The 19,880-nt window shown below is 69.4% G+C and carries 15 protein-coding genes; 6 read left to right on the plus strand and 9 right to left on the minus strand.

Features of this window, described 5'->3' with window-relative positions; genetic code table 11:
* Window positions 1-74: 74 nt before the first annotated feature.
* The 6 genes from ACFUPX_RS18055 to ACFUPX_RS18080 all read right to left on the minus strand — a co-directional run bounded on the left by ACFUPX_RS18055 (window position 75) and on the right by ACFUPX_RS18080 (window position 6,962).
* Complete coding sequence (locus tag ACFUPX_RS18055; RefSeq protein ID WP_383322785.1) at window positions 75-1,460, minus strand: mycothione reductase; 1,386 nt, start codon at window positions 1,458-1,460, stop codon at window positions 75-77.
* A 93-nt stretch (window positions 1,461-1,553) separates the two neighbouring features.
* Entirely contained in the window at window positions 1,554-1,880 is a 327-nt protein-coding gene (locus tag ACFUPX_RS18060) for a plasmid stabilization protein (RefSeq protein ID WP_383322788.1), read from the minus strand.
* 100 nt (window positions 1,881-1,980) lie between these two features.
* Complete coding sequence (locus tag ACFUPX_RS18065; RefSeq protein ID WP_383322791.1) at window positions 1,981-2,445, minus strand: SRPBCC family protein; 465 nt, start codon at window positions 2,443-2,445, stop codon at window positions 1,981-1,983.
* An 87-nt stretch (window positions 2,446-2,532) separates the two neighbouring features.
* The gene (locus ACFUPX_RS18070) at window positions 2,533-4,116 is read right to left on the minus strand and encodes an FAD-dependent oxidoreductase (protein ID WP_383322794.1); all 1,584 of its coding nucleotides are present in this window, start codon (window positions 4,114-4,116) and stop codon (window positions 2,533-2,535) included.
* 68 nt (window positions 4,117-4,184) lie between these two features.
* Complete coding sequence (glgX, locus tag ACFUPX_RS18075; protein WP_383322797.1) at window positions 4,185-6,296, minus strand: glycogen debranching protein GlgX; 2,112 nt, start codon at window positions 6,294-6,296, stop codon at window positions 4,185-4,187.
* A gap of 186 nt (window positions 6,297-6,482) precedes the next feature.
* Window positions 6,483-6,962, minus strand: coding sequence for a pep a2 (locus ACFUPX_RS18080; RefSeq protein WP_383322800.1), 480 nt, complete (start codon window positions 6,960-6,962; stop codon window positions 6,483-6,485).
* Between the two features lie 285 nt (window positions 6,963-7,247).
* Between ACFUPX_RS18080 and ACFUPX_RS18085 the strand changes: the two genes are divergently transcribed.
* The 4 genes from ACFUPX_RS18085 (at window position 7,248) to glgB (ending at window position 14,959) form a co-directional block, all read left to right on the plus strand.
* The gene (locus tag ACFUPX_RS18085) at window positions 7,248-9,581 is read left to right on the plus strand and encodes a maltotransferase domain-containing protein (RefSeq protein WP_383322803.1); all 2,334 of its coding nucleotides are present in this window, start codon (window positions 7,248-7,250) and stop codon (window positions 9,579-9,581) included.
* A complete protein-coding gene (treS, locus tag ACFUPX_RS18090) occupies window positions 9,578-11,323 on the plus strand; it encodes a maltose alpha-D-glucosyltransferase (protein WP_383322806.1) in 1,746 nt (581 codons plus the stop codon). The genes ACFUPX_RS18085 and treS overlap by 4 nt, the downstream gene beginning before the upstream one ends.
* 13 nt (window positions 11,324-11,336) lie before the next feature.
* Window positions 11,337-12,677, plus strand: a complete 1,341-nt coding sequence (locus tag ACFUPX_RS18095) for a maltokinase (RefSeq protein ID WP_383322809.1) — start codon at window positions 11,337-11,339, stop codon at window positions 12,675-12,677.
* Between the two features lie 65 nt (window positions 12,678-12,742).
* On the plus strand, window positions 12,743-14,959 hold the full coding sequence (gene glgB / locus ACFUPX_RS18100) for a 1,4-alpha-glucan branching enzyme (RefSeq protein WP_383322925.1): 2,217 nt from the start codon (window positions 12,743-12,745) through the stop codon (window positions 14,957-14,959).
* A gap of 14 nt (window positions 14,960-14,973) precedes the next feature.
* On the opposite strand, the gene ACFUPX_RS18105 is transcribed toward glgB, so the two are convergent.
* On the minus strand, window positions 14,974-15,837 hold the full coding sequence (locus ACFUPX_RS18105) for a SigB/SigF/SigG family RNA polymerase sigma factor (protein WP_383322928.1): 864 nt from the start codon (window positions 15,835-15,837) through the stop codon (window positions 14,974-14,976).
* A 54-nt stretch (window positions 15,838-15,891) separates the two neighbouring features.
* A complete protein-coding gene (locus tag ACFUPX_RS18110) occupies window positions 15,892-16,638 on the minus strand; it encodes a VOC family protein (RefSeq protein WP_383322812.1) in 747 nt (248 codons plus the stop codon).
* Between the two features lie 537 nt (window positions 16,639-17,175).
* Between ACFUPX_RS18110 and ACFUPX_RS18115 the strand changes: the two genes are divergently transcribed.
* Window positions 17,176-17,403 (plus strand): DUF5133 domain-containing protein, encoded by a 228-nt coding sequence (locus tag ACFUPX_RS18115; protein WP_383322815.1) that lies wholly within the window; start codon window positions 17,176-17,178, stop codon window positions 17,401-17,403.
* Window positions 17,404-17,570: 167 nt separating this feature from the next.
* On the opposite strand, the gene ACFUPX_RS18120 is transcribed toward ACFUPX_RS18115, so the two are convergent.
* Window positions 17,571-18,686 (minus strand): hypothetical protein, encoded by a 1,116-nt coding sequence (locus tag ACFUPX_RS18120; RefSeq protein ID WP_383322818.1) that lies wholly within the window; start codon window positions 18,684-18,686, stop codon window positions 17,571-17,573.
* 354 nt (window positions 18,687-19,040) lie between these two features.
* Here ACFUPX_RS18120 and ACFUPX_RS18125 point away from each other — a divergent pair, with 354 nt between their 5' ends.
* Window positions 19,041-19,763 (plus strand): alpha/beta hydrolase, encoded by a 723-nt coding sequence (locus tag ACFUPX_RS18125; RefSeq protein ID WP_383322821.1) that lies wholly within the window; start codon window positions 19,041-19,043, stop codon window positions 19,761-19,763.
* Window positions 19,764-19,880 lie beyond the last annotated feature (117 nt).

Raw genomic sequence — 19,880 nt, forward strand, 5'->3', positions numbered from 1 at the left:
CGGCGAGCCCCCGGAGCAGCCGTGACGGCTGCCCCGGGGGTGTCCCGTCCGGTGACGGCCAACGGGGTACGAGGTCATGACGCTGCGAGCGTCTCAACGGCATCACGCAAGGCGTTCTCGACCACTTCGGTGAGGGCGGGGTGCGGCCACAGAGGGCGTTCGGCCACGTCACGCGCCGGAATGCCCCAGGTCATGGCGAGGACGAGGGGCTGGATGAGGGTGGCCGCCTGAGGGCCGAGCACATGGGCTCCGATGACGGCCCCCGTGCCACGTTCGACGAGGACCTTGCAGAAGCCCTGCGAGTTCTCCAAGGCCCACCCGAAGGCGACGTCCTCGTAGTCCCGGCGGCCGACGACGAAGTCGATGCCGCGCTCTCGGGCTTCTTGCTCGGTGACGCCGACCTGACCGATCTGAGGCTGCGCGAAGACCGCCGAGGGGACCGCCGTATAGGACATGTCACGCGGTCGTTCGGGATGCAGGAGGTTGTGGGCGATCACCTCTGCCTGCCGGTTGGCGACATGCTTCAACGGCGGGCCGCCGTCGGTGATGTCACCAAGGGCCCAGACACCGGAAGCGCTGGTGCGCAGCTGCTCGTCGACCGTGATCAGCCCCTGGTCGTCGGAGGCGATGCCGGCCTGGTCGATGTGGAGTGTGTCCGCGTTGGAGACACGCCCCACGGCGACGAGGAGTGTGTCCGCCGAGAGCTGGGTGCCGTCGTCGAGGGTCACGCTCAGCTCGCCCGGCGTGCCGTGGACACCGGTGACCTTCCGGCCGAGCCGCAGGTCCCACTGGCCGCGCACGCTGTCCGTGTACGTCCTGGAGACTGATTCGTCCTGCTGGGCCAGCAGCCGGTCGGCCTGTTCGACGACCGTGATCTCGGCGCCCGCCGTATGGAAGACGTGCGCGAGTTCGGCGGCGATGTAGCCTCCTCCCACCACGGTCAACCGGGCCGGAACCTCGTCCAGACGCATGATGGTGTCGGAGGTCTCGTAGGGCAGACCCGAATCCTTGATCTCCGGGAGAACGACCGGGCGGCTGCCCGCCGCCACGACGATCCGGTCGGCCGTGACGCGCTCACTGCCGGAATCGGTGGTCACCAAGAGCTCCCGATCACCGGTGAACCGCGCACGCCCCCGGTAGACCGTGATCCAAGGCGTGTCCCGCCGCCCCTGCTCCCCGTCCCGGGCCTGCGGGTCGAGCCGGCCGAACACGCGCCGCTGAACCTGGGACCAGGAGATCCCCTGGAGCCGGGCCTCGACATCGTGCCGCCCGCTGTCCCTGACGGTGTCGGCGATGTCCGCGGTGGCGGCCAGCATCTTGCTGGGAATACAGCCCGCGTTCAGGCAGGTGCCGCCGAAGGGTCCCTCGGAGACGATCGCGATGTCCAGGTGGGAGAACCGGTCGTCGACGACGGCGTTCCCGGAGCCTGCACCGACCACTACAAGATCATGATGCGTCATGGGGGACTAGTAGCCCCTCGATGCCCATTCATACCCTCGTCGTCACCCGATCCGGTGGCGGTCAGGATCCGCTACGGGCGCCGCGGTCCTCGCTCAGCGGCCGAGGGCCTTGGCCAGCTGCTGCTTGTTCATCGACGATCGGCCGTCGATGTTGCGTTTCTTGGCCTCCGCGTACAGCTGGTCCCTCGTCGGACCCTGCGCCCCGCTGTGGGAGCGCTCGCCGCCGCGCTGCGAGGCGGACTTCTTGTCCCGCGTGGATGTCTTGCTCGCCGTCTTCGACTCCCCGGAACGGGCGCGTTCCTTGTTCACGGTGCGCGCCGCGATCTCCTTCGCACGGCCCTCGGAGGTCCCGCGCTTCTCCGCGCCCTCCTTGATGTGCTCGTACTGGCGCTCGCGCTTCTTGCTGGACCCCTGCGGCATGACGTACTCCTTCCAGAGACTGTTCCCATCTGACGTGAGCCCCCGCAAGGTGTGCGAGCAGACCGCGACCGAACGGATGATTCAGGCTCCCCGGTGCGCGTCAGGCATCAACGGCTTTCTCGCCCCTGTCCGGCGTCGATTCTTCGACGACACGGGCCAGTTGGCCCAGCATGCGGCGGTGGCGCAGCTGCAACAGGGCGTCGAGTGCGCTGTTGTGCAGGGCGCCGCCCACGCCGCGCAGCGGGTGCTCGTCCAGGATGACCAGCGTGTGCTCACCCCACGGCCGGACGTCGAAGGCGATGCGTGCGGTGCCGAGCGGCCCGCTGTACGCCTCGAGCTCCAGGGTCCGCGGAGGCTCGTGGCAGCGTACGACGGTGAACCCCTCGAAGTCCTTGGGTCCGAGCCGCACGGTGTAGTTCAGGGTGGAGCCCGTCCTCGGCCAGTCGCCCTCGCCCGGACGAGAGGAGTGCGTGCCGACCACCCATTCGTGAAAGCGGGACTCGTCTTCGAGCACCGCCCACAGGTCTCGCGGCGGGCGTCGGATGAGCTGGTGCCGTACTGCCATGACTCCTCCATGGGGCTGTTCGTGCGTCTGACTGCTCTGAACACCACTGATCGTCGCGCGGAGACCGGGCGTCCGCCTGTGCCCGGTCTACCCCCCTTCTCCCGGTGGGGTGCTGGGGGCGACCACCGGGTCGCGGGATGCCAGCGGACGGGTGGCGGGCCCCTGGAGGACCTTGCCGTCCGGCGCGAACCGCGAGCCGTGGCACGGGCACTCCCAGGCCGTCTCGGCCGGGTTGAAGGCGACCAGGCAGCCGAGGTGGGTGCAGCGGGCCGATACGGCGTGCGCGGTCCCGGACTCGTCCCGGTAGACGGCACAGCGGCTGCCGTCGATGCGTACCACCGCGCCGGTGCCCGGGGCGATGTCGGTGACCGAGTCGACGTGGGTGGTGGCGAGGCGGTCGCCCACGAAGTGGCGGGCTACGTCGGCCTGTTGTCTCAGCAGCGCCGGGGCCTCGCGCACCGCGCTCCAGAGCCTGCGCGGGTCGTACAGCCCCGTCCACGCCGGCTCCTCCCCGTGGATGAGCCGGGTGAGGAGCTGTCCGGCCAGCGCGCCGCCGCTCATGCCCCAGCCGCCGAAGCCGGTGGCGACGTAGGTGTGCCGGGCGCCGGGGTGGTAGCGGCCGATCATCGGCACGGTGTCGCTGACGTCATTGTCCTGGGCCGCCCAGCGGTAGGCGGTGTCACCGACGGGGAAATGGGCGTGCATCCACGCGTCCAGGCGCGCGAAACCGGCGGCCGCGTCGCCCTCGCCCGGCGTGAAGCCCTCACCGGTCACGATCAGCAGCCGCCGGCCGTCGCCGTAGGGGGCGGTGCGCACGGACCGCTTGCCGTCGTCCTGGGTGAGGTACATGCCGGCCGGATCCTGGCCGCCGGCCAGCGGGGCGGCGACGACGAGCTCACGGCGGGGGGAGAGGCGGGCGAAGAGCAACGCACGGTCGAAGACCGGGTAATGGGTGGCGACGACGACGTCCTGAGCGGTGACCGTGTGCCCCGCCTCGGTGGTGACCCGGCAAGGGCTCCCCTCGTGCAGACCCGTCACCCGGGTCCGCTCATGGATCACTCCGCCCTGGGCCCGCAGGTCCTCCGCCAGGCCCAGGAGGTAGGCGCGGGGGTGGAACTGCGCCTGTCCCTCGACCTGTACCGCACCCACCACGTCGAAGGGCAGCCCGGTCTCCTCGACATAACGGGCGTCCAGCCCCGCCGCCCGGGCAGCGTTCGCCTCCGCCTGCAGGGCGGAGCGGTTCTCCGGCCGGGTGGTGTAGGCGAGGGCGGGACGGCGTTCCCACGCGCAGTCGATGTTCAGCTCGTCACGGACGGCGGAGATCCGTTCCACGGCACCCTGCTGTGAGCGGGCGTACATACGAGCGGCATCGAGTCCACGGGTGCTCAGGAGCCGGTCGTACACCAGGCCGTGCAGGGCGGAGACCTTGGCGGTGGTGTGGCCGGTGACACCGGCGGCGATGCGGTCGGCCTCCAGGACGACGACGCGAAGCCCGCTGCGGACGAGCTCCCAGGCGGTGCTGAGCCCGGCGATGCCGCCTCCCACGACGACCACGTCCGTCTCCGTGTCCGCGGAGAGCGGGGGGAGGGACGTCGGGGGACTCGTGGCCATCCAGTACGACTCGTCACGGCCCGGGAGCGGGCCGGATGCGGGAATGCGGTGTGCGTTCATTCAGTGCGTGTTCCTCGTTCCGCGGGGAAGATGCCCGCGGGTAGGGGGTCTTGCTCAGTTCGGGGCTGTCACGGGTCGGGGGAGCGGGAGAGCAGGAGCAGGCTGTGGGCCCCCACGGCGATGTGGCTGTCCGCTTTGTGCTCGGCCTCGTCCGGTAGGCCGCGCGCCTCCGCGGTGTCGATCCTCGTGGCCCAGCGTTCCCCGTACAGGGGGCCAGGAAGGTGGAAGACGATCGGCTCCCGGTAGCTGTTCAGCAGGAGCAGAAACGAGGTGTCCACCACGGGTCTGCCGCAGGCGTCGGGCTCCGTGATCGCCTCACCGTTGAGGAAGACGCCGACGGCGTGGGAGTCGGGCCGCTGCCAGTCCTGCTGCGTCATCTCGTGTGCGTCCGGCCTCAACCACACGAGGTCCGGCAGGGATTGCCCCTCCAGGGGCGAGGTTTCGCCACGGAAGAAGCGGCGTCTTCGCAGCACCGGGTGGGCGGCGCGCAGGGCGATGGCCCGCTGCGTGAAGTCCAGCAGGTCGCGCTGGTCCTCGTCGAGATCCCAGTCGACCCAGGAGAGCTCGCTGTCCTGGCAGTAGGCGTTGTTGTTGCCCAGTTGGGTGCGGCCCAGCTCATCACCGTGGGCGATCATCGGAATCCCCTGCGACAGCAGGAGTGTGGCGAGGAAGTTGCGCTGCTGGCGCGCGCGGAGTTCCAGGACCCCCTCGTCGGTGGTGGGGCCCTCGACGCCGCAGTTCCAGGACCGGTTGGCGTTCTCGCCGTCCTGGTTGCCCTCGCCGTTGTCCTCGTTGTGCTTGTCGTCGTACGAGACCAGATCGCGCAGCGTGAAGCCGTCGTGGGCGGTGACGAAGTTGACGCTCGCCCGCGGACGGCGACGATCGTGCTGGTAGAGGTCGGACGAGCCGGCAAGGCGGGAGGCGAACTCCGCGAGCGAGTTGTCCTCACCGCGCCAGAAGCCCCGTACCGCGTCGCGGTACTTGCCGTTCCACTCCGACCACAGGGGCGGGAAGTTGCCGACCTGGTAGCCGCCCTCGCCGACGTCCCAGGGCTCGGCGATGAGTTTGACGCGGCCGACCACCGGGTCCTGCTGGACCAGGTCGAAGAACGCCGACAGCCGGTCCACGTCGTGGAACTGCCGGGCTAGGGTGGCGGCCAGGTCGAACCGGAACCCGTCCACGTGCATCTCGGTGACCCAGTAGCGCAACGAGTCCATGACCAGTTGCAGCACGTTGGGGTGCCGCATCAGCAGGCTGTTGCCCGTGCCGGTGGTGTCGAAGTACTGCGCCGGATCGCCTTCCGCCAGGCGGTAGTACGAGGCGTTGTCGATGCCGCGGAAGGCGAGCGTCGGGCCGTTCTCGTTGCCCTCCGCCGTGTGGTTGTAGACCACGTCGAGAATCACTTCGAGCCCGGCCGTGTGCAGCTTCTTGACCATCGACTTGAACTCGGTGACCTGCCCGCCGCGCGCGCCGTGAGCCGCGTAGGCGTGGTGGGGGGCGAAGAAGCCGATGGAGGTGTACCCCCAGTAGTTGGACAGGCCGCGGTCGCGCAGAAAGCCGTCCTGCACGTACTGGTGCACCGGCATCAGTTCGACGGCGGTGACGCCCAGCGAGAGGAGATGGTCGATCACCGGCTCGGTCGCCAGCCCTCCGTAGGTGCCCCGCAGTTCCTCGGGGACCCCGGGGTGGCTGCGGGTCAGACCCCGCACATGAGCCTCGTAGATCACGGTCTCCGCGTAGGGACGCCTGGGAAGTACGTCGCCCTCCCAGGGGAAGGAGGAGTCGGTCACCACCGAGAGCATGGTGTGGGCGGCGCTGTCGGCCGGATCGGGGCCCTGCGCCGCGCGCTCGTAGAGTGCGGGGGCGTTGTCCACCTGTCCGTCGAAAGCCTTGGCGTAGGGGTCCAGGAGCAGCTTGGCGGGGTTGCACCGGTGTCCCGCGGCCGGGTCCCAGGGGCCGTGCACCCGGTATCCGTAGCGCTGGCCCGGACCGACACCGGGCAGGTAGCAGTGCCAGACGAAGCCGTCGACCTCCGTGAGGGAGACGCTGTGGTGTGTGCCGTCCTCATGGAAGAGGACGATGTCGACGCGGTCGGCGACCTCGCTGAACAGAGCGAAGTTGGTCCCTTCGCCGTCGTAGGTGGCGCCGAGGGGGAAGGGGCGTCCGATCCAGGTGCGCACGCTGCTGCCTCCGTACGGATGAGCGTGGTCTTCGGTCTCTCGCGCGTTCGGCGCCCGTGGACGCCGGCAGGCGGAGGCTGATCGTTTCCCCAGCCTGCGGCACGACTGGTCCGTCTGCTCGGCGTGCGCGACCGCGGAGACGGAGGCGGAGGCGTGTGCGACCGCGGAAGCGGCCATGGGCGGGGGCTACACCGGTGCGGCGCTGGCGGTGAGCGGCAGTTCGCGCGGTACCAGGCACCCCGGGCGCAGACTGGGCGCGGGCGGCGCCGGTGCCAGCAGAGCGCCGTCGGCGGACCGGGCACGGTGCGAGAACCAGATGATCTTGCCGTTGGTCGCCGGGTAGTTGCCCCAGCCGTCGCTCAGCGCGGCGATCTGCGCCAGGTAGCCCTGGGGCCCGTAGTGCGGACGGGGGAGATCGCGTTCGTTGTCGGACACGGCGGTGATGAGGTGCTTTCCGTTCCACCACATCTCGACGACCGTGTGCTTGTCCGTCGCGTGCGCCTCGATCGCGTCCAGCAGTACGCCCGCGCAGCGGCTCACGGGTTCGACAAGAGCTCCCAGACCCCAGTGCCGGAGATGTGCGGCCAGGATGCGCCTGACCTGTTCGACCCTCTGCGGGTCGATCTCCGCCTCGAGGTGGCAGTAGCAGGGGATTGCAGCCTTCATCGCTATTGGTTCCTCTCAACGAGGCTTCCGAGGTGGTTGCTCGGCGAGCCGCCACCTCGAACACGAAGCGTGAGTACTGATCGCTTCTGAGTCATTTCAGCGTGGGAGCACTGCTCCATTCGTGCAACACGAGCAGGTCAGGCCGTTGATTGAAGATCCAACAGGACGCTGCGTGCACAGGCGTGCACTATGGGTCAGGAAGTGCGGCCGGGACTCACGTCGATTCGTCGACCCGCCCTCCGGCACCAGTTCGGTGCGTCACGGACATCCGGGGAGAGCGGGAAGGTGACCAAGGTGATGCTGCTGCCCGCCAGAGCCGAGGTCGTGCGGCACCTGGAGCAGTACCGCGCCTGGGAACGGCTGTTGCTGGCCGATCCCGCGGACCTGGGTGCGCGCGAGCAGTTCGAGGACAGGGGCTACACGCTGTGCGTCCTGATGGGCGAGCGCACGGCACGGCTCGCCGCTGACACCGCCGAGCGCTACCTGAGCCCGCGGCCGGAGCTTCGGCGGCAGGCGGCCATGTGCCAGAGCGGGGCAAGCATGCGTCAGAGCGGGGCAAAGGAGAGAGCGATGACCCGACCGCCCCGGACGAGTCCGGCCGTGGAGGAGGCCCCGGTGCCCTTCACCGTGCCCGTTCTGGACGTCGGCCCGGCCGTCGATGGTGGCCGCCGTCCCGCGAAGGCGGTGGCGGGGGAGACCTTCCAGGTGACGGCCACCGTGTTCGGCGAGGGTGACGTGCCGGTCGGCGCCGAGGTCGTACTGCTGGATCCCGATGGCCGGGCCCGGCCCCGTGTGCCCATGCGCGAGTTGGACCCGGGCACCGACCGCTGGGGCGCGGATGTGACACCGGACGCCGAGGGGCGCTGGACGTACGCCGTGGAGGCCTGGGTCGATCCGGTGGCCGGGTGGCGTCGTTGTGCCGCGATCAAGATCCCGGCCGGTGCGGACACTCAAGTGACGCTCGAAGAAGGCGCGTTGTTGTACGAGCGTGCCGCCGGCGAAGTACCGCAAGGCGGCAGACGCCAGGTTCTCCTCGACGCCGCGACGGCCTTGCGTGACGAACTGCGGCCGCCGGCCCTCCGCCTGGAGGCCGCGTTCGCTCCTCGGGTGGACGAGGTTCTCGCGCGCCACCCCCTGCGGGAGCGCGTCACTCGCTCGCACGCCTTGCCGCTGCTCGTCGAGCGGCGCCGCGCTCTTTTCGGGTCCTGGTACGAGTTCTTCCCGCGCTCGGAGGGGGCCGTCGTCCGCGAGGGCGAGCCACCGAGGTCGGGGACCTTCCGCACCGCCGCCGAGCGCCTGCCGGCGATCGCCGCGATGGGTTTCGACGTCGTGTATCTGCCGCCGATCCATCCGATCGGGAGCACGTTCCGCAAGGGTCCCGACAACTCTCTCTCCTCCGGCCCGCAGGATGTCGGTGTGCCCTGGGCGATCGGCTCCCCCGAGGGCGGCCATGACGCGGTCCACGCCGACCTGGGCACGATCGACGACTTCGACGCCTTCGTGCGCCGGGCCGCCGCCCTGGACCTCGAGGTCGCCCTGGACTTCGCGCTCCAGTGCTCGCCGGACCACCCGTGGGTGGACAAGCACCCGGAGTGGTTCCGCCACCGGGCGGACGGCACCATCGCGTACGCCGAGAACCCGCCGAAGAAATACCAGGACATCTACCCGATCGCCTTCGACGCGGACCTGCCGGGGCTGATCGCGGAGACGGTGCGGCTGCTGCGGTTCTGGATGGGGCACGGGATACGCATCTTCCGCGTCGACAACCCGCACACCAAGCCCGTCGTGTTCTGGGAGCAGGTGATCGCCCGCATCAACGCCTCCGACCCGGACGTCATCTTCCTCGCGGAGGCCTTCACGCGACCCGCGGTCATGCGGGCCCTGGCCCAGGCGGGCTTCCAGCAGTCGTACACCTACTTCACCTGGCGCAACACCAAGCAGGAACTGACCGATTGCCTGACCGACCTCAGCGTCGACAGCGCCGCGTACCTGCGCCCCAACCTGTTCGCGAACACCCCGGACATCCTGCCCGGATATCTCCAGGAGGGCGGCCGTCCGGCGTTCGAGGCACGGGCCGTGCTCGCCGCCACCCTCTCGCCGAGCTGGGGCATCTACGCCGGGTACGAGCTGTGCGAGAACGACGCGGTCGGCGCGGGCGGCGAGGAATACCTGCACTCGGAGAAGTACGAACTGCGCCCGCGCGACTGGGAGTCGGCCGAGCGTGAGGGACGCTCCATCGCGCCCCTGGTCACCACGCTCAACGGGGTACGACGGAGCCACCGCGCCCTGCAGTCACTGCGGAATCTCCGTTTCCACCGGGCCGACAACGACGCGCTCATCGTCTACAGCAAGCGCGACGGCGGGGACCTGGTCGTCGTGGTCGTGAACCTCGACCCTCATCGGACCCAGGCGGGCACCGTCTCGCTGGACATGCCGGAACTCGGCCTGGACTGGGACGAGAGCGTGCCGGTGCGCGACGAGCTCACGGGCGACACCTATCACTGGGGCAAGGCCAACTACGTGCGCCTCGGTCCGGGCGGGGCGCACGTGCTGGCGGCAGTGGGCGGGCCGGAAGAACCGGACGAAGCACCGTTGATCGGAGGGTCACCCACACCATGATCATCAATGAGCCCGTCCAGGACACTTTCGAGGACACGCCCGCCAAGGACCGCGATCCGGAGTGGTTCAAGCGTGCCGTGTTCTACGAGGTCCTGGTGCGGTCCTTCCAGGACAGCAACGGCGACGGCATCGGCGACCTCAAGGGCATCACCGCCAAACTCGACTACCTGCAGTGGCTGGGCGTGGACTGCCTGTGGCTGCCGCCGTTCTTCAAGTCCCCGCTGCGCGACGGCGGATACGACGTCTCGGACTACACCGCGGTCCTGCCCGAATTCGGCGACCTGGCCGACTTCGTGGAGTTCGTGGACTCCGCACACCAGCGCGGCATGCGCGTGATCATCGACTTCGTCATGAACCACACCAGCGACCAGCACCCCTGGTTCAAAGAGTCCCGCAGCGACCCCCAGGGCCCCTACGGCGACTACTACGTCTGGGCCGACGACGACAAGCAGTACCAGGACGCCCGCATCATCTTCGTCGACACCGAGGCCTCCAACTGGACCTTCGACCCGGTACGCGGACAGTACTTCTGGCACCGCTTCTTCTCCCACCAGCCCGACCTCAACTACGAGAACCCGGCCGTCCAGGAAGAAATCATCTCCGCCCTGCGCTTCTGGCTCGACCTGGGCATCGACGGCTTCCGCCTGGACGCGGTGCCCTACCTCTTCGCCGAGGAGGGCACCAACTGCGAAAACCTGCCCCGCTCCCACAACCTGCTCAAACGCGTACGCGCCGAGATCGACGCCCACTACCCCGACACCGTCCTGCTGGCCGAGGCCAACCAGTGGCCCGAAGACGTCGTGGACTACTTCGGCGACTTCACCGACGGCGGCGACGAATGCCACATGGCCTTCCACTTCCCCGTCATGCCCCGCATCTTCATGGCCGTACGCCGCGAATCGCGCTACCCCGTCTCCGAAATCCTGGCCAAGACCCCCGCCATCCCGGCCGGCTGCCAATGGGGCATCTTCCTGCGCAACCACGACGAGCTCACCCTCGAAATGGTCACCGACGAAGAACGCGACTACATGTACGCGGAATACGCCAAAGACCCGCGCATGCGCGCCAACATCGGCATCCGCCGACGCCTGGCCACCCTCCTGGACAACGACCGCAACCAGATCGAACTGTTCACCGCCCTGCTCCTGTCGCTGCCCGGATCCCCGATCCTCTACTACGGCGACGAGATCGGCATGGGCGACAACATCTGGCTCGGCGACCGCGACGCGGTACGCACCCCCATGCAGTGGACCCCCGACCGCAACGCCGGCTTCTCCTCCTGCGACCCCGGACGCCTCTACCTCCCCACGATCATGGACCCGGTCTACGGATACCAGGTCACCAACGTCGAAGCCTCCATGTCCTCACCCTCCTCACTCCTGCACTGGACCCGCAGGATGATCGAGATCCGCAAACAGAACCCCGCCTTCGGACTCGGCTCCTACACCGAACTGCCCTCGTCCAATCCGGCGGTGATCGCCTTCCTGCGGGAGGCCCCTCCATCGAGGGAAGGAGGGGACGACCTGGTGCTGTGCGTGCACAACTTCTCGCGGTTCGCGCAGCCCACCGAGCTGGACCTGCAGACCTTCAACGGCCGCCACCCTGTGGAACTGATCGGCGGGGTGCGCTTCCCGGCCATCGGCGAACTCCCCTACCTGCTGACACTGGCGGGGCACGGCTTCTACTGGTTCCGGCTGACCGACGGGCCCCGATCTCCGGCCGCACCCATGGTGCACCTTTGAAGGGACGTGCCTCATGCTGAAGACGGCATCGCAGTCGCCGAGCAGCCTCAGCCCTCCCCAACTGCTGACCTCGCTGGCCGGGCTCCTGCGGGAGTGGCTGCCCAGGCAGAGGTGGTTCGCGGGCAAAGGCGGGCCCGTCACGGACCTGGCAGTGCTGTCGACGACGGCTCTGCACCCGGGGTGCCTGCACCTGCTGATCCGCACGAGCCATGCCGGGCAGCCCGATGACTGCTACCAACTGATACTCGGAGTCCGTGAGTACCTGCCCTTCCGGCTCCAGCACGCGTTCATCGGCCGACCGGACACGGGACCGCTGGCCGGACTCACCGTGTACGACGCCCTCCTGGATCCGCGGTCGGCGACGCTGCTCCTGGAACGCCTGAGGGCGCCCGGCACCCTAGGTCCCCTGCGCTTCGAACGGGACGCGCGGACCATGGTGCCGGAAGGGCTCGAGCCCAGGCTGCTCGAGGGCGAGCAGTCCAACACCTCACTGGTGTACGGCAATTCCTTCATCCTGAAGCTCTTCCGCCGCGTCCACTACGGCATCAACCCGGACCTGGAAGTGCCGCGGGCGCTGGCTCGTGGAGGCTGCGCCCGCGTGCCCGAGGCCGTGGCCTGGTTCTGGACCACCGAGCCGCACAAGATGACCCTCGGGGTACTCCAGCCCTTCCTGCCCGAGGCGACGGACGGCTGGACACTGGCGCTCCAATCCCTCGCCTCGGGCGAGGACTTCAGCGACCAGGCGTACGAACTGGGCAGGGCCACCGCCGAAGTGCACCTCGCGCTGACCCGGGCGTTCGCGACCGAGCCGCTGGACCCGGACGGCGGCCGACGGCTGGCCGCCGCCATGACGGGCCGCTTGGAGAAGGCCGCCGCCCAGGTGCCGGAGCTCGCTCCCTACATGCCTCGCCTGAAGGCCGCGTACGGCGCGGTCGCCGCACGCGGCCTGGGCCGCCCGACCCAGCGGATCCACGGCGACCTGCACCTGGGCCAGGTTCTCCAGGCCGAACAGCGCTGGTTCGTCATCGACTTCGAGGGCGAACCAGCCCGTCCGCTGGCCGAGCGCCGGCACGCGCAGGCTCCCGTAAGGGATGTGGCGGGCATGCTCCGCTCCTTCGACTACGCGGCCTACACCCGGCGTCCCTGGCGTGCCCAGTGGGTGGACCGATGCAGGGAGGCCTACTGCGCGGGGTATGCGGCGGAATCCCCCTGGGATCCGCGGGCGGACGCCGAACTCCTGCGTGCGTACGAGACGGACCGAGCGGTTTACGAAGTGCTGTACGAGACCCGCCACCGCCCTGACTGGGTGCCCGTCCCCATGGCGGCCATCGCCCGCCTCGCAGAAGGGAGTTGAGGACCGTGGACACCACCGAGGCATCCGCTGCCCGCGCCCTGGCCGTCCTCTCTCCCGCCCCCGCCGTGACGGTCGTCGACGGTCAGGACCGCGTTCCCGCGGCCCCGCTCGACGCACAGGACAGACAGCGCCTGCTGTCGGGCACGCATCATGACCCGCACGCCGTGCTCGGCGCCCACCTGGTATCCGGAGGCGTGGCCTTCAGGGCCCTGCGCCCCGGCGCCCGAGCGGTGGCACTCCTCACCGGCGGGCGACGCGTGAACCTGAGCGACATCGGCGACGGCTTCTTCTCCGGTGTGCTGCCGTTGGACGCGATCCCCGAGTACCTGCTGCACGTGACCTACGACGGCTGGAGCGGCGAGCAAGAGGATTCCTACCGCCTTCTCCCCGCACTGGCGGAATTCGATCTGCACCTCATCGGCGACGGTCGGCACGAGGAGCTGTGGAAGGCGCTGGGAGCGCACCGGATGACCCACCAGGGCGTGCTGGGCACCCGGTTCACGGTGTGGGCGCCCCACGCGCGCGGGGTCAGGGTCTGCGGGGACTTCTGCCACTGGGACGGAGCCGCGTACCCGATGCGTTCACTGGGCTCGACCGGTGTGTGGGAGCTGTTCGTTCCCGGAATCGGCGAAGGGGCCCTGTACAAGTTCGACATCACCCGCCCCGACGGGACCCATACCCTGCGCGCGGACCCGATGGCCCGCCGCGCCGAGGTGCCCTCGGCGACCGCCTCGGTCGTGACCCGGTCGACCCACGTGTGGGCGGACGCGCAGTGGATGGCACACCGCGCGGACCGTCCTGTCCATCGGGCCCCCTTCTCCGTCTACGAGGTCCATCTGGAGTCCTGGAGGCCCGGCCTCTCCTACCGTCAACTCGCCGACGAGCTCACGGATTACGTCACGGACACGGGCTTCACCCACGTGGAACTACTCCCTGTCGCCGAGTACCCCTTCAGCGGATCGTGGGGCTACCAGGTCACCGGCTTCTACGCGCCCACGGCCCGACTCGGCACCCCCGACGACTTCAAGTACCTCATCGACACGCTGCATCAGGCGGGCATCGGCGTCATCCTCGACTGGGTGCCCGCACACTTCCCCAAGGACGACTGGGCGCTGGCCGCTTTCGACGGGGAGCACCTGTACGAACCGAAGGACTCCCGACGCGCCGAACACCCCGACTGGGGCACCCTTACCTTCGACTACGGCCGCAAGGAAGTCCGCAACTTCCTTGTCGCCAACGCCACCTACTGGTGCCAGGAGTTCCACATCGACGGCCTGCGCGTCGACGCCGTCGCCTCGATGCTCTACCTCGACTACTCACGTGAAGAGGGGCAGTGGGCACCCAACGAGTCGGGCGGCCGGGAGAACCTCGACGCGGTGGCGTTCCTGCAGGAGATGAACGCCACGGTTTACCGGCGCTGCCCCGGGGTGGTCACGATCGCCGAGGAGTCGACGGCATGGGACGGCGTGACGCGGGCCACCCACGAGACCGGACCCGGCGGTCTCGGCGGCCTGGGGTTCGGCATGAAGTGGAACATGGGCTGGTCGCACGATTCGCTGGAGTACATCAAGCGTGACCCGGTGCACCGCGTCCACCACCACGGCGAGATGACGTTCTCGATGGTGTACGCCTACAGCGAGAACTACGTCCTGCCCCTCTCGCACGACGAAGTCGTCCACGGCAAGCAGGCGTTGGTCTCCAAGATGCCGGGGGACTGGTGGCAGCGGCGCGCCACCCACCGCGCCTACCTCGGCTTCATGTGGGCCCACCCCGGCAAGCAACTCCTTTTCATGGGACAGGAGTTCGCGCAGGGCGCCGAGTGGTCGCAGGAGCGCGGCCTGGACTGGGGGCTTCTGGACCCGGCCTACCCGGCGGAACCGGACCACAGGGGCGTACGCGACCTCGTACGCGACCTCAATCGTGAGTACCGGGCCGCTCCAGCCTTGTGGGAGCGCGACACCGAGCCTGCCGGATTCTCCTGGATCGAGGCGAACGCGGCGGAGGACAATGTCCTTGCGTTCCTGCGCTTCGCCGCCGACGGCGCTCCCCTGATGGCCGTGTGCAACTTCTCGCCCGTGGTCCGTCGCGACTATGCGCTGGGTGTGCCGGACACCGCCACTGTCTGGCGGGAGACCCTCAACACCGATCTGGCGTGCTACGGGGGAGGAGACGTCGGCAACGCGGACCCGCTGAAACCGGACCCCGATGCCGCGCACGGCCGCCCGGCCTGCCTGCGCGTGACCCTGCCACCCCTGGCGACGGTGTGGCTGCGCCCGGAGTGACAGGGACAGGCGGGCTAGTCGTGGGCGAGCAGGCCGGTCCGGAGGTGGGCGAGGGTGGAGGACAGGAGCCGGGAGACGTGCATCTGTGAGATGCCGAGCACGGCGCCGATCTGGGTCTGGGTCATCTCCTGACCGAAGCGCATCTCGATGATGCGGCGTTCGCGCTCGTCCAGTCCGGCCAGGAGCGGTGCCAGAGCATGGAGGTTCTCGAACCTCTCCAGGGCAGGGTCCGCCGTACCCATGACGTCGGCGAGACAGAGTCCGCCGGTGCGGGCGTCACCGTTCTCGCTCACGCCGTGCGGAATCTCCAGAGTGCCCGCGACGTAGCCGTTGGCGGCGACGTGCGCCTCCAGGGCTTGTTCCTCGCTCACCCCCAGGTCGGCGGCGAGCTCCGTGACGGTCGGTTCGCGGCCGAGCGAGGAGGCCAGCCGGTCCTTGGACTTGAGCAGCTCGGTGCGCAGTTCCTGCAGCCTGCGCGGCACGTGCACGGCCCAACTGGTGTCACGGAAGTGGCGTTTGATCTCTCCGAGGATGTACGGAACGGCGAAGGAGATGAACGCGACCCCGCGGTCGACGTCGAACCGGTCGATCGCCTTGATGAGCCCCATGGTTCCGACCTGGACGATGTCCTCCATCTGACCGTTGCCGCGGTTGCGGAAACGGTGGGCCACGTAGTGCACCAGGCTGAGGTTCATCTCGATCAGTGTGTTGCGCGTGTACAGATAGCCGGCGGACCCCTCCTCGAGCGTCTGAAGCTGATCGAAGAAGAGCTTCGACAGCTCCCGTGCGTCCCTCGGCGCGACCTGGTCGGCTTCCACGATCCGCGGCAGCCCGGCGATCTCGTCCCGCGCCCGCTCGGCCGGCCCGGCGTCGTCCATGTCCACGGCCTGCTGAAACATCGTCTGACTCCTCACGTTCTCGCCTTGTATGTCTCAGCCTGTGATGACCGTGAAGGGGTTGCCCTCACGGTCGCCCAGCACGGCCTCACGCCGCCTGAGGGGTCCTCGGGGCGGTGAGACGACTCGCCCGCCCCAGCCCACGGCCGCCGCGGCGGCCACGTCGACGTCTGCCACCCGGAAACACGCGTGCCAGCCCGGAGGCGCAGCGTCCTGCGGCGCGTCCTCCTTGAGGGTGGCGACCGTGCGCAGCCCGTCGCGCACCGCGATCTGCCCGTCGGTGTACTCCACTTCGCAGTTGTCACTCGCCCCGCCGGCCCAGCCCAGCACGCCCCCGTAGAAGAGGGCGGCGGCGAAGATGTCCCGGGTGTACAGCTCAAGGCGGGCGACGGGACCATCGCCTGACCTCCAGCGATCGTCTGGGGCCTGTTCGCGCAGGCCGAACACGGCGTTCTGGTGACCCGCCGCCACGGCGATCCGCCCGGTGCTGGTGGCCAGCGGCCCGACGGCTACGGTGGCGCCGCGCTCGCGCAGCCGGCCCACGGTGGTGTCCATGTCGGTGACAGCGAAGTAGGGGATCCACCCCGCGGAGACGCCCAGATCACACGTCGCCTGACTGAGGGTTCCCACCGGCGCACCGGCCTTCAGGGCCAGAAAACGCGCAGGGCGCGGCGGGCCGAGCAGCGGGACATGGCACCAGCCGAGCACCCGGGCGTAGAACTCCCTGGCGGCCATGACGTCGCGTGCGGCCAGGCTCAGCCAGCACGGTCCGCCCTCCGCCATTCCCGGGACGCATGGGGTCAGGCCGGCGACCGGAGCCGGGGACCGCCTGTCGCCGTCCGGGACCAGCCGCAGGCCCCCGGCCGCCCGGCCGGATTGACGGAAGGAACCGGCCCGCGTACGTGGTGCCTCGCCGGTGCGGTTCTCCGCGCGCGAAGCGGAGCACGCTGGCTGGATCTGTCGTTCCTGGGCATCGCTCACCCCGATGTGCCTTGGCACAGGACCTTCTCCTCACCTGGTTGTGGCGGTCTCGGCTGTCGTTCCGCAGAGACGGGGCCGCATACCGGGACCTTCCTCATCCATCCCGGTGACCAAGGTCCTGACACGGCCGGTGCCAAAGGCCCGCAGCCCTCCATGGCCGGGGCGGTGGGCAAGAAGTCACGAGTGGGCGCGGGTGCCCCGCTCGGCTGACAGGAAGCCCACGGGGCCTTGATGCGGCCGTATCAAATCTCTGTGAATACCGGCCCCACCGATGGGCACCAGAGGTCAGCCAAGGGCCGGCCCACGGCCTGTGTCCGCACACGATGAAGGGAGCACACGGTGCTCAAGCCCCACCCCGCCGCCCTGCACAGCCTGCTCGAAATGCACACTTCGCTGCGAGACCTGCAGGCCCGGCACGACTCGGCCGAGGTCCGGCGCAGACTGGACGACGTGTCGTACACGCTGTGCGTGTCCACCGGTACGCGGACTCCCGAGGCAGCGCTGGCCGCCGCGCGGGCGCAGCTCACCGGGGTGGTCTCCCAGGACGACGCCCGCCTGTCCGCCTGAGCGGGCAATCACCGCTCTCAACTCGACACCCGTCGTGAGAGTGTGAAGGCCACTCAGGCATAGGCGGTAACGGGGGAGGGGTTCGCGGGTGGCCACGCCTCACCGGACTGCTCGCCACCGGCGGCACCCTCCACCTCGCGTGGTTCAGCTACGAACCCGTGCCTTGATCAGTAGAAGCGGCGGACGAAGACGTCCGACTTGCCGTTGGTGTCGCCGGGCACGATGTCGTCGGCCGCGGACTGGAAGACCACGTCACGCCCACCGGAGCTGACCGCGTCGGTTCCGGCCGAAGCGGGCTGGTTCGAGACGATCTCGTCGGTGCCCGTCTCCAGGTCGCGCAGCGCGAGCGATGCCCCACTCGTGTCGTGCGGGGCGTACAGCAGATAGCGGCCGGTGGGATCGATGGCCACGCCCCGTACGTTCGCCACCAGTTGGGCGCTGCCCGTGCGTACGTCGTGGACGTAGGTGTCGGAGCCCGAGAGGTAGACGACCTTGCCGCCGTCGTCGCTGAGCTGGACGAGCGTCGCCTCCTGGGAGGGGCCCTCGATCGGGGCGGAGGTGGTGCCGCCCGTCCGGTCCCATACGAAGACGTCCTTCGTCTTGCCGTCCTGGTAGGCGACATAGCGGCCGTCGCCGCTGATGGACGGCCGGGACGGCTGGGTGTGGTCGAGGGTGGCGACGGTCTGGTTGGCGCCACCGTTGTTCCAGTCCTGCACCTCGATGCGCTGGCCGAACGACGGTTGCCTGACGGAGCGGATGACATGCGCGGTGTAGCGGCCGTCCGCACTCAGCGACGGCTGGTCGCAGGTGTAGGCGGAGCAGTTGAGGGAGGCGGTGCGTCCCGTGCTCACCTGGTACTGGGTAATGCGTACGTTGGTGATCCACTGATGCGCATAGCCGATGTATCCCCCACCGCCGCTGATCACCGGTGGCTGGAGCGGGGCGAGGTTCCCCATCCGCGCGTTCGTCCGCGTCCGCTGGTCGCGGACGAACACCCTCTCGCCTCCCGTGGTGGCGTCGGACGTGAGGTTCTTCGCCGATGAGGCGAAGACGACGCGGCGGCCGTCGTGCGTGATCGAGGCACCGGTGGAGTTGTCGTCGGCCTGGGTGCCGTCGGCCGCGACACTGATCCTCTCGACATCGGCTCCGCCATCGTCCGCCACGGCCGCGGGTCGGGCCGAGGCGGTGCCGGGCAGCGCCGCCGTGACCGCGCAGAGCGCAACCGCCGTGGTCAGGGCGGCCCGTACACGTCTGGTGGTGCTCCGGTTCGAGATTCCCCGCATATTTCCCCCTCGTAGACGTCGGTCTCTCCGGCTCCCCACCGGAGGACCCCATGAATGCAACCCTGATGGCGCTGTGGGGTCAATGCGTCACATGACGTACGCGGGGCACGGTTTCGGTCATGTGCAGCGTGCGGAGCCATGCGTCGTGCCGAGCCATGAGGAGCCACGGAGCCTCCGCGGAAAACCTGTTGGCGGGCCACGACGGCCACTGCTACTTTTTCGGAGGCCGTGCGAGAGAACGAGGAGGTGGTACCCGTGAACACAGCATTGACATGGGTGCTCTCCTCCGGGGTCACGGTCGGGCGATAGGTCGTCCGGGAGCGCCGATCAAGCGCACTCCCGAAAGGCACGACCATGCACTTCACTTCCGAACAGCGCCTCGACGACGGCGTCCTCGAGCGCGAATTCACCCTCGGCGAGATTCCCGGCACCCTGTGGACGCCTCAATCCGCCGCACCGGCCCCGCTGATCCTGATGGCCCACAACAACGGCCTGCCCAAGGGGTCGGCCCGGCTTGTGGCCCGGGCCCGGCAATCCGCGGCGTGCGGCTACGCGGTGGCCACCATCGACGCCGTCGGGTGCGGTGACCGGCCCCGTTCCGCCGCCGACGAGCAGGCGCGCGCGGACCTCCGCCGGGCGATGCAGGCAGGTGAGCCGGTCGATGAGATCTTCGAGTCCTTGATCGGCCCGCTGGTGGACGGTGCGGTTCCGGAATGGCGGACCACGCTGGACGCCCTGCTCGCGCTGCCCGAGATCGGCGGCCCGGTCGGGTACTCGGGGTGGACCGCCGTCGGCATCCGCCTCGCGGTGAGCGAGCCGCGCATCGCGGCCGCCGGATTCTTCGCGGGGGGCTTCGTGCCCCGGGCCCAGCGCGAGGAGGCCCGGCAGGTCACCGTTCCGCTGCTGTTCCTGCTGCAGTGGGACGACGAAGGCAACCCCCGGCAGCGGGCCCTGGACCTGTTCGACGCCTTCGCCAGCAAGGAGAAGACGCTGCACGCCAACCTGGGCGGACACACCGGCACCCCGTGGTTCGAGGTGGAGGACGGGAACCGGTTCTTCGGCCGGCACCTGAGGTGAGGCCGGGCCGTCGGGTCAGCCGGTAGGCGCTGTATGCCAGAAGACCGGCCCCGCTCTCAAGGAAGCCGGGGCCGGTCGCCGGTTGTGGGCTGCTACTAAGGCCGGCCCAACAGGTAC

The sequence above is a fragment of the Streptomyces sp. NPDC057302 genome, assembly GCF_042667685.1.
GTDB lineage: Bacteria > Actinomycetota > Actinomycetes > Streptomycetales > Streptomycetaceae > Streptomyces.

Excerpts from the sequence above, each read along its gene's own strand:
- ACFUPX_RS18110 (WP_383322812.1), bottom strand. The coding sequence starts at position 16,638 with ATGGCGGAGGGCGGACCGTGCTGGCTGAGCCTGGCCGCACGCGACGTC.
- ACFUPX_RS18070 (WP_383322794.1), bottom strand. The coding sequence starts at position 4,116 with ATGAACGCACACCGCATTCCCGCATCCGGCCCGCTCCCGGGCCGTGAC.
- ACFUPX_RS18065 (WP_383322791.1), bottom strand. The coding sequence starts at position 2,445 with ATGGCAGTACGGCACCAGCTCATCCGACGCCCGCCGCGAGACCTGTGG.
- ACFUPX_RS18125 (WP_383322821.1), top strand. The coding sequence starts at position 19,041 with ATGCACTTCACTTCCGAACAGCGCCTCGACGACGGCGTCCTCGAGCGC.
- ACFUPX_RS18055 (WP_383322785.1), bottom strand. The coding sequence starts at position 1,460 with ATGACGCATCATGATCTTGTAGTGGTCGGTGCAGGCTCCGGGAACGCC.
- ACFUPX_RS18120 (WP_383322818.1), bottom strand. The coding sequence starts at position 18,686 with ATGCGGGGAATCTCGAACCGGAGCACCACCAGACGTGTACGGGCCGCC.
- ACFUPX_RS18095 (WP_383322809.1), top strand. The coding sequence starts at position 11,337 with ATGCTGAAGACGGCATCGCAGTCGCCGAGCAGCCTCAGCCCTCCCCAA.
- treS (WP_383322806.1), top strand. The coding sequence starts at position 9,578 with ATGATCATCAATGAGCCCGTCCAGGACACTTTCGAGGACACGCCCGCC.
- ACFUPX_RS18080 (WP_383322800.1), bottom strand. The coding sequence starts at position 6,962 with ATGAAGGCTGCAATCCCCTGCTACTGCCACCTCGAGGCGGAGATCGAC.
- ACFUPX_RS18105 (WP_383322928.1), bottom strand. The coding sequence starts at position 15,837 with ATGGACGACGCCGGGCCGGCCGAGCGGGCGCGGGACGAGATCGCCGGG.
- ACFUPX_RS18060 (WP_383322788.1), bottom strand. The coding sequence starts at position 1,880 with ATGCCGCAGGGGTCCAGCAAGAAGCGCGAGCGCCAGTACGAGCACATC.